Annotated in this window: 9 protein-coding genes; 8 read left to right on the top strand and 1 reads right to left on the bottom strand. The window is 71.7% G+C overall.

All coding sequences use genetic code 11. From position 1 onward, the window contains the following. The first annotated feature begins 21 nt into the window (after window positions 1-21). Window positions 22-4,074, top strand: a complete 4,053-nt coding sequence (gene hrpA / locus ACQP03_RS11905) for an ATP-dependent RNA helicase HrpA (protein ID WP_357393174.1) — start codon at window positions 22-24, stop codon at window positions 4,072-4,074. 52 nt (window positions 4,075-4,126) lie between these two features. Here hrpA and ACQP03_RS11900 read toward each other — a convergent pair whose 3' ends face one another. Then, on the bottom strand, window positions 4,127-5,059 hold the full coding sequence (locus ACQP03_RS11900; RefSeq protein ID WP_357393176.1) for a LysR family transcriptional regulator: 933 nt from the start codon (window positions 5,057-5,059) through the stop codon (window positions 4,127-4,129). Window positions 5,060-5,193: 134 nt separating this feature from the next. Between ACQP03_RS11900 and ACQP03_RS11895 the strand changes: the two genes are divergently transcribed. From ACQP03_RS11895 to ACQP03_RS11865, 7 genes are all read left to right on the top strand, one after another. Then, window positions 5,194-5,826: a succinate dehydrogenase cytochrome b subunit gene (locus tag ACQP03_RS11895; RefSeq protein ID WP_433461152.1), complete on the top strand. Its 633-nt coding sequence runs from the start codon at window positions 5,194-5,196 to the stop codon at window positions 5,824-5,826. A 1-nt stretch (window position 5,827) separates the two neighbouring features. Further along, entirely contained in the window at window positions 5,828-7,765 is a 1,938-nt protein-coding gene (locus tag ACQP03_RS11890; RefSeq protein WP_357119914.1) for a fumarate reductase/succinate dehydrogenase flavoprotein subunit, read from the top strand. Then, entirely contained in the window at window positions 7,762-8,523 is a 762-nt protein-coding gene (locus ACQP03_RS11885) for a succinate dehydrogenase/fumarate reductase iron-sulfur subunit (RefSeq protein ID WP_357119917.1), read from the top strand. The genes ACQP03_RS11890 and ACQP03_RS11885 overlap by 4 nt, the downstream gene beginning before the upstream one ends. Window positions 8,524-8,852: 329 nt before the next feature. Continuing rightward, window positions 8,853-10,037 (top strand): zinc-dependent alcohol dehydrogenase, encoded by a 1,185-nt coding sequence (locus tag ACQP03_RS11880; protein WP_357119920.1) that lies wholly within the window; start codon window positions 8,853-8,855, stop codon window positions 10,035-10,037. Continuing rightward, on the top strand, window positions 10,034-10,996 hold the full coding sequence (locus ACQP03_RS11875) for an SDR family NAD(P)-dependent oxidoreductase (protein ID WP_363660900.1): 963 nt from the start codon (window positions 10,034-10,036) through the stop codon (window positions 10,994-10,996). Before ACQP03_RS11880 ends, ACQP03_RS11875 begins: the two co-directional genes overlap by 4 nt. Window positions 10,997-11,104: 108 nt before the next feature. After that, entirely contained in the window at window positions 11,105-12,106 is a 1,002-nt protein-coding gene (locus ACQP03_RS11870; RefSeq protein ID WP_363660899.1) for a serine hydrolase, read from the top strand. A 112-nt stretch (window positions 12,107-12,218) separates the two neighbouring features. Continuing rightward, on the top strand, window positions 12,219-13,364 hold the full coding sequence (locus ACQP03_RS11865; RefSeq protein ID WP_433460883.1) for an MBL fold metallo-hydrolase: 1,146 nt from the start codon (window positions 12,219-12,221) through the stop codon (window positions 13,362-13,364). The last annotated feature ends 47 nt before the right edge of the window (window positions 13,365-13,411 follow it).

Here is a 13,411-nt window from a genome sequence, read left to right as displayed (position 1 = left end):
CTGCCTATCCTTGGGCACGACATGCAGAATCCAGCCTCCTCCGCCGCGACCGATCCCGTCCGCGACCTGCACCGCCGCCTCAGTCCCCTGATGTTCCGCGACCAGCGCCGGCTCCAGCGACGCCTGGACGGCGCCCGCAAGCTGCGCGACCCGCAGCGCCGGGAGGCGGCCCTGACCGAGATCACCGCCGAGCTGGCGCGGGCCGAGCAGCGGCTGGCCGACCGGCGGGCGGCGGTGCCGACGATCGCGTACCCCGTGGGGTTGCCGGTCAGCGAGCGCAAGGACGACATCGCCGCCGCCATCCGCGATCACCAGGTGGTGATCGTGGCCGGCGAGACCGGCTCCGGTAAGACGACCCAGCTGCCGAAGATCTGTCTGGAGCTGGGGCGCGGCATCAACGGCCTGATCGGGCACACCCAGCCCCGGCGGCTGGCCGCCCGGACGGTGGCCGACCGGATCGCCGACGAGCTGGGTACCGAGCTGGGCGACGTGGTCGGCTACAAGGTGCGCTTCACCGACCAGGTCAGCGACCGCAGCCTGGTCAAGCTGATGACCGACGGCATCCTGCTGGCCGAGTTGCAGACCGACCGGATGCTGCGCCAGTACGACACGTTGATCATCGACGAGGCGCACGAGCGCAGCCTCAACATCGACTTCATCCTCGGCTACCTGCGCGAACTGCTGCCCCGCCGGCCCGACCTCAAGGTGATCATCACCTCGGCGACCATCGAAACCGACCGCTTCGCCAAGCACTTCGCCGACGCCCAGGGCAGTCCGGCGCCGGTCGTCGAGGTCTCCGGACGCACCTATCCCGTGGAGGTCCGCTACCGGCCGCTGGTCGAGGTCGCCGAGAGCGACGAGGAGGGCGACGCCGACGAGGAGAACGTCCGCGACCAGATCCAGGCGATCGGCGACGCCGTCGAGGAGCTGGCCGCCGAGGGTCCGGGCGACATCCTGGTCTTCCTCAGCGGCGAACGGGAGATCCGCGACACCGCCGACGCGCTGGGCAAGCTGGTGCAGAAGAAGCGGTCCCTGCTGGGCACCGAGATCCTGCCGCTGTACGCCCGGCTCTCCGCCGCCGAGCAGCACCGCGTCTTCGCCGCGCACAGCTCACGACGCGTGGTGCTCGCCACCAACGTCGCGGAGACCTCGCTGACCGTGCCGGGAATCAAGTACGTGGTGGACCCGGGCACCGCCCGCATCTCCCGTTACTCCAGCCGGCTCAAGGTGCAGCGGCTGCCGATCGAGCCCGTCTCGCAGGCGTCGGCCAACCAGCGCAAGGGCCGCTGCGGTCGGACGTCGGACGGTATCTGCATCCGCCTCTACGACGAGCAGGACTTCCTGTCCCGCCCCGAGTTCACCGACCCGGAGATCCTGCGCACCAACCTGGCGTCGGTCATCCTCCAGATGACCGCGATCGGGCTGGGCGACCTGGCCGCGTTTCCGTTCATCGACCCGCCGGACAAGCGCAACATCACCGACGGCGTCAACCTGCTGCACGAGCTGGGCGCGTTGGACCCGACCGAGACCGACCCGGCGAAGCGGCTCACCGCGCTGGGCCGCCGGCTCGCCCAGCTCCCGGTCGACCCGCGGCTGGCCCGGATGGTGGTCGAGGGCGAGCGCAACGGCTGTGCCACCGAGATCCTGGTGATCGCCGCCGCGCTCTCCATTCAGGACCCCCGCGAGCGCCCGGCCGAGAAGCAGGCCCAGGCCGACCAGGCACACGCCCGGTTCGCCGACAAAGAGTCCGACTTCGTGGCTTACCTGAACCTGTGGCGGTACCTGCGGGAGCAGCAGCGGGAGCTGTCGTCCAGCGCGTTCCGCCGGATGTGCAAGGCGGAGTACCTGAACTACCTGCGGATCCGCGAGTGGCAGGACATCGTCAGCCAGTTGCGCCAGGTGCTGCGTACCCCCGCCGAGAACGACCGGCGCGGCGGGCGGGCGGCGCGGGACACCCCGGCCGAGGCGGACGCCGGCCGGGGCGCGGGCCGCCGGGGCGGCGCGGACCTGCCGGAGGAGATCGACACCCCGAAGGTGCACCAGTCGCTGCTGCCCGGCCTGCTGTCGCACATCGGCCTCAAGGACGCCCAGAAACACGAGTACCTGGGGGCGCGGGGCGCGAAGTTCGCGCTGTTCCCCGGCTCGGCGCTGTTCAAGAAGCCGCCGCGCTGGGTGATGGCCGCCGAGTTGGTGGAGACGTCCCGGCTGTGGGGGCGCATCGCCGGGCGGGTCGAGCCGGAGTGGGTCGAGCCGCTGGCGCAGCACCTGGTCAAGCGCAGCTACAGCGAGCCGCACTGGGAGAAGAAGCAGGCCGCGGTGATGGCCTACGAGAAGGTCACCCTGTACGGCATGCCGCTGGTCGCCTCCCGCAAGGTCAACTTCGGGCGGATCGACCCGACGTTGAGCCGGGAGCTGTTCATCCGGCACGCGCTCGTCGAGGGCGACTGGCAGACCCACCACCGGTTCTGGGCCGACAACAAGCGACTGCTGGGCGAGATCGAGGAGTTGGAGAGCCGGGCCCGCCGCCGGGACATCCTGGTCGACGACGAGACCATCTTCGGCTTCTACGACCAGCGGATCCCCGCCGACGTGGTCTCCGGCCGGCACTTCGACACCTGGTGGAAGAAGACCCGCCACGAGCGTCCCGATCTGCTGACCTTCACCCGCGACCTGCTGGTCAACGACGGTCGCGGCGGTGTCGACGAGAGCGACTACCCCGACGAGTGGCAGACCCAGGGGGTGACCCTGCCGCTGACCTACCGGTTCGAGCCGGGCACGGCGACCGACGGCGTCACCGTGGACATCCCGCTGCCGCTGCTGAACCAGGTGCCGGCGGAGAGCTTCGACTGGCAGGTGCCGGGGCTGCGCGAGGAGACGGTGATCGCGCTGATCCGCTCGCTGCCCAAGGCGATCCGGCGCAACTTCGTGCCGGTGCCGGACTACGCCCGCGCCGCCCTCGCGGCGATCACCCCCGGCGAGACGTCGCTGCTGGACGCGCTCACCCGTGAGCTGCGCCGGATGACCGGTGTCACCGTGCCCCGCGACGCCTGGGAGCCCGGCAAGCTCCCCGACCACCTGCGGGTGACGTTCCGGGTGCTCGGCGACGACGACAAGCCGGTCGCCGAGGGCAAGGACCTGCCGGCCCTGCAACGTCAACTGCGCCAGGAGGTACGCCAGGTCGTGGCGGCCGCCGCGCCGGAGGTCGCCCGGACCGGCCTGCGCGAGTGGAGCCTCGGCACGCTGCCCCGGAGCATCGAGCAGGTCCGCGCCGGCTACGCGGTGACCGCGTACCCGGCCCTGGTCGACGAGGGCACGACGGTCGGGGTGAAGGTGTTCGACTCCCCCGCCGAGGCGGAGGCCGCGCACTGGGCCGGCACCCGCCGGCTGCTGCGGCTCACCGTGCCGTCCCCGGCCCGGTTCCTGCAGGGTCGGTTGAGCAACGAGGCGAAGCTGGCGTTGAGTCGCAACCCGCACGGCGGCGTGCAGGAGCTGATCGAGGACGCGGCCGGCGCGGCCATCGACCGCCTGATCGACGCCGCCGGTGGCCCGGCGTGGGACGCCGAGGGCTTCGCCGCCCTGCGCGAGAAGGTCCGCGCCGACCTGGTCGACACCGTCGTCGAGGTGATGGACCGGGTCCGCAAGGTGCTCGCCGCCGCGTACGCGGTCGAGCAGCGGCTCGGCGCGACCCGCAACCTGGCCGTGGTGGCGGCGCTGGCCGACATCCGCAAGCAGCTCGCCGGGCTGGTGCACGCCGGCTTCATCACCGAGACCGGGTACGCCCGCCTGCCCGACCTGCTGCGCTACCTCACCGCCATCGAACGTCGGCTGGACCGGCTCGGCGGCAACCCGCAGCGCGACCGACAACAGCAGGACCGGATCGCGGCGGTGCGCAAGGAGTACGACGACCTGCTCGCCGCTCTGCCGCCCGCGCGCCGGCAGGAGGCGGCTGTCCGGCAGATCCGCTGGATGATCGAGGAGTTGCGGGTGAACGTGTTCGCCCAGGCGCTGGGCACCCCGTACCCCGTCTCGGAGCAGCGGATCTACCGCGCGATGGACGACGCCGAGGGCCGCTGAGCCCGCCGGCCCGGCCGCCGCCGGCCCCTTCGCGGCGGCGGCCCCGGCCGGGTCAGCCCAGCGGCTCGACACCCGGCGGCAGCTCGCCCCGGTCGATCGCGGACTGGACGTAGTCGAGCAGGATCCGCCGCAGCTCGCGGCCGGCGTGCGTCGGCACCACGTCACGGCGACGGGCCACCGCGATGGTCCGCGTCACCCCGGGAGACGCCAGCGGCGTGCCGCGCACCCCGGGCCGGCGGGCCAGCACGATCCCCGGCACCAGCGCGATGCCGAGTCCCGCCTCGACAAAACTGAGGACGGCGTCCATCTCGCCGCCGTCCACCGCGAACGTGGGCTCGAAGCCCGCCTCCCGACACGCCGCGATGGTGGCGTCACGCAGGTCGTAGCCCTCCCGGAACATCACCATCGGCTGGTCACGCAGATCGGTGATGCGCAGCTCGCCCGTCCCCGAGCCCGTCGGCACCTCGTCCACCGAGGCCACCACCAGGCTCTCGCGCAGGATCGGGTCGACGCGCAGGCCCGGGTCGGCGCCCTGCGACGGCATGATGATCAGCGCCAGGTCCAGGTCGCCGCGCAGCAGGTCACGGACGAGGTCCTGGGAACCGCTCTCCTCGACGCGGAGGTCGACGGTGGGGTGCGCGTCGCGGAACCGGCGCAGCACCGGCGGGGCGAGCGAGGTGGCCAGGCTCGGGGTCGCGCCCAGGCGTACGCGCCCGCGGCGCAGGCCGACCAGCTCCTGCACCTCCCGGGTCGCGGTCTCCACGTCGGCGAGGATCCGGGTCGCCAACGGCAGGAGCACCTCCCCGGCCGCGGTGAGGGCGATGTTGCCCCTTACCCGCTCGAACAGCGGGGCCCCGAGGTCGGTCTCGAGGGCGTGAATTTGCTTACTCAACGAAGGCTGGGTTATGCCAACGATGTCGGCGGCTTGGGTGAAATGTCGTACTTCGGCCACCGCGGCGAAGTACCGGAGCTGATGGAGCTGCATCTACATAGCTTATGGCTATCAACGCTGCGAGTTCGATGCATTGGACGACTGATCAAAGTGCTCCTAGCGTCGATCCCGTGGTAATGACGAAAACTCGGTCGCCCATCCGCTCGAACGTCGGCCTCAAGGCCGTCATGGCGGTGACGGGCATCCTGCTGGTGCTCTTCCTGATCGCGCACATGCTCGGGAACCTGAAGGTGTTCACGGGGGAGACCTCGTTCGACCACTACGCGCACTGGCTGCGCGACATCGGCAAGCCACTGCTGCCCGGTGTCTGGTTCCTGTGGATCCTGCGCACCGTCCTCACGGTCGCCGTCGTCGCCCACATCGTGGCCGCCACCGTGCTGGCGCTGCGCGCCCGCGCCGCCCGCGCGGTGAAGTACGCCCACCGCAAGAAGGTCCGGGGCAGCTACGCGGCGCGCACCATGCGCTGGGGTGGCGTGATCATCCTGCTCTTCGTGATCTACCACCTGCTGGACCTGACCACCGGCACGCTCAACCCGGTCGGGACCGAGGGCAAGCCGTACGGCAACGTCGTCGCCGACTTCGCGCCGGAGCGCTGGTACGTCACCCTCTTCTACACCCTGGCGATCGTCACGCTCGGCTTCCACCTGCGCCACGGCGCCTTCAGCGCGTTCCGCAGCCTCGGGCAGCAGACGCCCCGGGGCGAGCGCCGGGCGCGCGCCGCCGCGCTGGTCTTCGCCGTGGCGCTCTGCGCCGGATACCTGGTGGTCCCGTTCGCCGTACTCACCGGATTGGTGTCCTGACATGGAACTCTTCACCGAGGGCGACCCGATCGCCGACACGAAGGCGCCCGCCGGCCCGGTCGAGAAGCGCTGGGAGACGCGGCGCTTCGAGGCCAAGCTGGTCAACCCGGCCAACCGCCGCAAGATGACGGTGATCGTGGTCGGCACCGGCCTGGCCGGCGGCTCCGCCGCGGCGACGCTGGCCGAGCAGGGCTACCACGTCAAGTCCTACTGCTACCAGGACAGCCCGCGCCGGGCCCACTCCATCGCGGCGCAGGGCGGCATCAACGCCGCGAAGAACTACCGCAACGACGGCGACTCCGTGCACCGGCTGTTCTACGACACCGTCAAGGGCGGCGACTTCCGCTCCCGGGAGTCGAACGTGCACCGGCTCGCCGAGGTCTCGGTCAACATCATCGACCAGTGCGTCGCCCAGGGCGTGCCGTTCGCCCGCGAGTACGGCGGCCTGCTGGACACCCGCTCCTTCGGCGGCGCGCAGGTGCAGCGCACCTTCTACGCCCGGGGCCAGACGGGCCAGCAGCTGCTGCTCGGCGCGTACCAGGCCCTGGAGCGGCAGATCGGCCTCGGCAACGTGGAGATGAACGCCCGGCACGAGATGCTGGAGCTGGTCATCGTCGACGGCAAGGCCCGCGGCATCGTGGTCCGGGACCTGGTCACCGGCGAGATCACCACCGAGATGGCCGACGCCGTCGTGCTCGCCTCCGGCGGTTACGGCAACGTCTTCTACCTCTCCACCAACGCCAAGGGCTGCAACGTCACCGCCACCTGGCGGGCGCACCGCAAGGGGGCGTACTTCGCCAACCCCTGCTACACGCAGATCCACCCGACCTGCATCCCAGTCTCCGGCGACCACCAGTCGAAGCTGACCCTGATGAGCGAGTCGCTGCGCAACGACGGCCGGGTGTGGGTGCCCAAGCGCAAGGGCGACGACCGCAGCCCGAAGGACATCCCCGAGGACGAGCGGGACTACTACCTGGAGCGGATCTACCCGTCCTTCGGCAACCTGGTCCCCCGCGACATCGCCTCCCGCGCCGCCAAGAACGTCTGCGACGAGGGCCGCGGCGTCGGTCCGACCAAGCTCGGCGTCTACCTCGACTTCGGCGACGCGATCGACCGGTTGGGCCGCAAGGCCATCGAGGCCAAGTACGGCAACCTCTTCGAGATGTACGAGCGGATCACCGGCGAGGACCCGTACGAGGTGCCGATGCGGATCTACCCCGCCGTGCACTACACGATGGGCGGGCTCTGGGTCGACTACGACCTCCAGTCCAGCATCCCGGGCCTGTTCGTGATCGGCGAGGCGAACTTCTCCGACCACGGCGCGAACCGCCTCGGCGCCTCGGCGCTGATGCAGGGCCTCGCCGACGGCTACTTCGTGCTGCCCACCACCATCGCCAACTACCTGGCCTCGGGGCCCCTCGAGAAGGTCGACGCCAGCCACCCGGCGGCGGTCGAGGCGCGTACCGATGTCGAGGACCGGATCCAGCGGCTGCTGGCGGTCGACGGCGACCGGACCGTGGACTCGTTCCACCGGGAGCTGGGCCAGATCATGTGGGAGCACTGCGGCATGGAGCGCTCCGAGGCCGGACTGCGCAAGGCGATCGGCGAGATCCGCGACCTGCGCGAGCAGTTCTGGCAGCGGGTCAAGGTGTCCGGCACCGGTGAGGAGCTGAACCAGTCGCTGGAGAAGGCCGGCCGGGTGGCCGACTTCTTCGAGCTGGCCGAGCTGATGTGCATCGACGCCCTGCACCGCGAGGAGTCCTGCGGCGGTCACTTCCGGGCCGAGCACCAGACCCCCGACGGGGAGGCGCAGCGCGACGACGAGAAGTTCGCGTACGTGGCGGCCTGGGAGTTCACCGCCACCGGTGAGCCCTCGGTGCTGCACAAGGAAGACCTGAAGTTCGAATACGTCCACCCCACGCAGCGGAGTTACAAGTGAACCTGACCCTGCGCATCTGGCGCCAGAAGGGCCCTGAGGACAAGGGTCGGATGGTGACCTACCCGGTCGACGACGTGTCCCCGGACATGTCGTTCCTGGAGATGCTCGACGTGCTCAACGAGCGGCTGATCCTCTCCGGCGAGGACCCGGTGGCGTTCGACCACGACTGCCGCGAGGGCATCTGCGGCATGTGCGGCCTCATGATCAACGGCGACGCGCACGGGCCGCAGCGCGGCACCACGGCGTGCCAGCTGCACATGCGGCAGTTCAAGGACGGCGACACGATCGACATCGAGCCGTGGCGGGCCAGCGCCTTCCCGGTCGTCAAGGACCTGGTGGTCAACCGGAGCGCCTTCGACAAGATCATCGCCGCCGGCGGCTACATCACCGCACCGACGGGAAGCGCGCCCGAGGCGCACTCCACCCCGGTCGCCAAGGCCAACGCGGACGCCGCCTTCGAGTCGGCCGCCTGCATCGGCTGCGGCGCGTGCGTGGCGGCCTGCCCGAACGGCTCCGGCATGCTCTTCACCGCCGCCAAGCTCACCCAGCTCTCGCTGCTGCCCCAGGGCCAGCCGGAGCGCTACACCCGGGTGATCGGCATGGTCGACGCGCACGACGAGGCGGGCTTCGGCGGCTGCACCAACGCCGGTGAGTGCACGGTGGCCTGCCCGAAGGGCATCCCGCTGAACACCATCGGCCGGCTCAACCGCGACTACCTGTCGGCCACCACCAAGGGCGGCAACACCCCCGGCTCCTGAACCCTCCGGCCCAGGCAACCCCCGGACCGCTGCGCCCCCGATCGTCGGGCGCGGCGGTCCGGCGTTGAGGGCGTCCACCGAACGCGCTAGTCCGGCCCGGCCCGCGACTGGCCCGGCCCGGTCCGCGACTGGCCCGGGGAAGATCAACTCGGCATACCGGAAGTCGGCTGGTCCGGGCTCCCACCACACCGCGACTTCCTGGAACCCGAGTCGATCACGGCACCACGACGGGCTCGGCGAGCCGGCAAGCAGGCACACCCCTCGGCAAGCCGGTTCAACCCCCTCTCCCGGGGTAGCAGTCAGACAGGACCGAGGGAGGGCAACCGGACATGAAGGCGTTGACCTGGCAGGGCAAGCGGGACGTACGGGTCGAGGAGGTACCCGACCCCCGGATCGAGGAGCCGACCGACGCGATCGTCAAGATCACATCGACGGCGATCTGCGGCTCGGATCTGCACCTGTACGAGGTGCTGGGGCCGTACCTGAAGCCCGGGGACATCCTGGGACACGAGCCGATGGGCATCGTCGAGGAGGTCGGCCCGGAGGTGACCGGCCTGAAGCCCGGCGACCGGGTGGTGGTGCCGTTCAACATCTCCTGCGGCGACTGCTGGATGTGCCGACGCCAGCTCTACGCCCAGTGCGAGACGACCCAGGTGACCAGCGAGGGCAAGGGCGCGGCGCTGTTCGGCTACACGTCCCTCTACGGGTCGGTGCCCGGCGGCCAGGCCGAGTACCTGCGCGTTCCCCAGGCCCACTTCGGGCCGATCAAGATCCCGCAGACCGGCGCGGACGAGCGCTACCTCTACCTCTCCGACATCCTGCCCACCGCCTGGCAGGCGGTGAAGTACGCGGACACCCCGCCCGGCGGCACGCTCGCCGTCTTCGGGCTGGGCCCGGTCGGCCAGTTCTGCGCCCGGATCGGCCGCCACCTCGGCGCGGGGCGGGTCATCGGGCTGGACCTGGTGCCCGAGCGGCTGGAGCTGGCCCGCCGGCACGGCATCGAGGTGCTCGACGTACGCGAGCTGTCCGACGTACCGGGCGCGCTGATCGACCTGGTCGACGGGCGTGGCCCGGACGCGGTCATCGACGCGGTCGGCATGGAGGCGCACGGCTCGCCGGTCGGCAAGCTCGCCCACGCGGCCGTCGGCCTGCTGCCGGACAAGCTCGCCCAGACGATGACGGACCGGGTCGCCATCGACCGGCTCGCCGTCCTGCACGCCGCGCTCAAGGCGGTCCGGCGCGGCGGCACCGTCTCGATATCCGGCGTCTACGGCGGCGAGGCCGACCCGATGCCGATGATGGAGATGTTCGACCGGGGCGTCCAACTGCGGATGGGGCAGTGTCACGTTCGCCGCTGGGTCGACGAGATCATGCCGCTGCTCTCCGGCGACGACGACCCGCTGGGCGTGGAGGATCTGCGTACCCACCGGCTGCCGCTGAGCGACGCGCCGCGCGCGTACGAGATGTTCCAGCAGAAGGAGGACGGCTGCATCAAGGTCGTGCTCGCTCCATGAGTCGGGTCGTGGTGGTCGCGGGCGCGACCAGCGGGATCGGTCGGGCGACGGCGCGGGCGTTCGCCGAGCGCGGCGACCGCCTGGTCCTCGCGGCCCGTGCGCCGCAGACCCTCGCCGAGGTACGCGAGGAGTGCGCGGACGTCGAGGTGCTGACCGTGGCGACCGACGTCACCGAGGCGGGCGCGCTGGACGCGCTGGCGCAGGCGGCGATCGAACGGTTCGGCCGCATCGACGTCTGGGTGCACACCGCGGCGGTGATGGCCTACGGGCGCTTCGACGAGCTGCCGGAGCGGGTGTTCGACCACGTGGTGCGGACGGACCTGCTGGCCGCCGCCGGCGCGGCCCGGGTGGCGCTGCGGCACTTCCGGGCCACCGGCGCCGGGACGTTGATCCTCACCGGGTCGGTGCTCGGGCACATCACCGCCCCCTACATGAGCGCGTACGTGACCAGCAAGTGGGGTTTGCAGGGGCTGGCCCGGACGCTCCAGCAGGAGCTGCGGGACAGCCCGGGAATCCGGCTGTGCCTGGTCAACCCGGGCAGTGTGGACACACCCGTCTACCAGCAGGCGGCCAACTACCTGGGTCGCGTCGGTCGCCCTCCACCGCCGGTCGCCGGGCCGCAGCGGGTGGCCCGGGCCATCGTCGACTGTGTGGACAGTCCGCGCCGGGAGGTGTCGGTGGGGCGGCTCAACGTGCTGCTGCGAGCCGGCTTCACGCTGCTGCCCGGCGTCTACGACGTCCCCGTCGGCCCGTTGATGCGGCTCGCGGGCCTCAGTGGGCGGCCGGTCGCGGCGCACGACGGCTCGGTCTTCGCCCCGAACCCGGCCGGCGAGGCGGTCCGTGGCGGTCACCTGCCCGACCTGCGGCAGCTCGCCCGGGCCGTGTCCGGGCCGGCGGCACAGCTCCGTGGGACGGCGGCCGGCGCGATCGGCGCCGCGCTGCGCCGACGGCCCGGGTAAGACTGTTCGGGACTGTTCGGGACTCTCTCCGGGGGCATCATGAATAGATCAACTCGCCTAGCGTGGGGGGCCGGCAGGCGCTCCGGCGCCCCACGACGGGAGAGACGATTGACCATCCGACTGAACCGCAGGACCGCCCTCGGACTGGGTACGGTGGCCACCGCCGGTACGGTGCTCGCCGCGACCACTCCGGCCAGCGCCGCCGAGGCGACACCCACCACCCCCGCGCAGGCGGCCCGGCGGGTCGCCACGGCCTTCGGGCGCCACAGCGCCGAGGCCGGCGGCAACTGGCAGGCATACGTCAGCGTGGCCGACCCGGCGGGCACGCCGGTCGTCGCGGTGGCGGCGGACGAGGACCGGACGATCGAGGCGTACAGCGTCAACAAGATCGCGGTGGCCACGGCGGTGTTGGACAAGGTCGACCGCGGGCTGCTGACGCTGGACCAGCGGGTCGAGGTGACCGAGACGATCGTGGTGCCGGGTGGGGACGGCATCTTCAGCCGGGACGGCGCGTACCCGAGCAGCGTGACGCTGGGACACGTGCTGGCGAACCTGCTGACCGTCTCGGACGACACCGCCGTACGACTGTGCGGTCTGGTCGCCCCGGCCGCCGAGATCAACTCGATCCTGGTCGCCAAGGGCTTCCCGAACACCCAGGTCGAGCCGGTCGCCAACCCGAATCGGTTCTTCCTCGGCACCAGCACTCCCCGGGAGACGCACGACCTGCTGCGGGCCCTGGTCGCCGGCACGCTGCTCTCGCCGGCCTCGACGGCGCACCTGCTCGGGCTGCTGCGCTCCCCGGTGGCCTTCACCGACGGGATCCGTCGCACCATGTCCTCCGACGATCGGGCCCGCATCGCCACGAAGGCCGGCTGGTTCGCCGACGCCCGGCACGAGGCCGGCGTGATCTTCGACCGGTCCGGCGCTGCGGTGCTCACCTACGCGCTGTTCGCCGACGGGCAGGCCGACCCGGACAACTTCGGTGCGACCCATCCGGCGGTGCGGGCGCGCGCCGCCATGGGTCCGAAGGTCCTCGCCGCGGTGGACCGCCTCGGGGGCGCGGGCACCGCGTACCGGACGACCTTCCAGCGGCCCAGCAACGGCGGCTGACTCCGCTGCCGGGCCGGTCGTCGGGGACGACCGGCCCGGTGCGGGCGACCGCCGGGGCGGAAGCCGCACGGGGGAACTACCGTGTAGTGCGGGACACGGCGGAGGGACGGCGATGACGCCAACGGAACGCACGGACGGGCAGAGGTCGCTCGGGCGACGGATGCGGGCGACGGCGGGACTGGCCGCGCTGGCCGGCCTGGCCTGGATGGCACGGGACGTCCCGGCGGCACTGGGCGGGCGACTCGCCGGGGCCCGGGCCGAGCGGGCGGCCCGCTCGCCGCAGTTCCGCGACGGCACGTTCCACAACCAGGCCGACGTCCGCACGATGGTCGCCGCCGAACCGGGTCGGAACCTGGTCCGGGAACTGATCTTCGGCAAGCAGAAGCGCCGCCCCACCGCGCCCGTGCCGCTGCTGCGGCCCGGCGCGTCGCCGGCCGCCGACACCGCCGACGAGCTGAACATCGTCTGGTACGGCCATGCCTCGGCGCTGATCGAGATCGAGGGGCGGCGGGTCCTGCTCGACCCGGTGTGGAGTGACCGCTGCTCGCCGTCCGGCGCGGTCGGCCCGCGTCGGCTGCACGAGCCGCCGGTGGGCATCGACGAGCTGCCTCCGCTCGACGCCATCCTGATCTCCCACGACCACTACGACCACCTGGACATGCCCACCGTGCGGGCGCTGGTCGCCGGGCAGTCGGCGCCGTTCGTGGTGCCGCTCGGGGTGGGCGCCCACCTGGATCGCTGGGGGGTGCCCGCCGAGCGGATCATCGAGCTGGACTGGTCCGAGTCGCACCGGGTCGACGGGTTGAAGATCACCGCCACCGCCGCCCAGCACTTCTCCGGTCGCGGGCTGCGCCGCGACGGCACGCTCTGGAGCTCCTGGGTGGTGGCCGGGGCACGACGCAAGGTCTTCTACACCGGTGACTCCGGCTACTTCGCCGGGTACGCGGCGATCGGCGCCGAGCACGGGCCCTTCGACGTCACGCTGATGCAGATCGGCGCGTACGAACGGGCCTGGCCGACCATCCACATGTTCCCCGAGGAGGCGGTCGACGCCCACCTCGACCTGCGCGGCGGGCTGTTCATCCCGGTGCACTGGGCGACGTTCAACCTGGCCCTGCACGACTGGTCGGAGCCGGTGAACCGACTGTGGGCCGAGGCGAAGGCCCGGGACGTGCGGCTCGCCGTACCCCGCCCCGGCGAGCGGGTGGTCGTCGACGACCCACCGGCGGTCGACGGCTGGTGGCAGTCCGTCGCCTGAGATGTAAGGAAGGGCACCTTGTTAACGCCTGGCGTATAACAAGGTGC

The sequence above is a fragment of the Micromonospora sp. CA-248212 genome (assembly GCF_050948405.1).
In the GTDB taxonomy this organism is placed as follows: Bacteria; Actinomycetota; Actinomycetes; order Mycobacteriales; family Micromonosporaceae; genus Micromonospora.
This window is presented reverse-complemented; position numbering and strand designations above follow the sequence as displayed.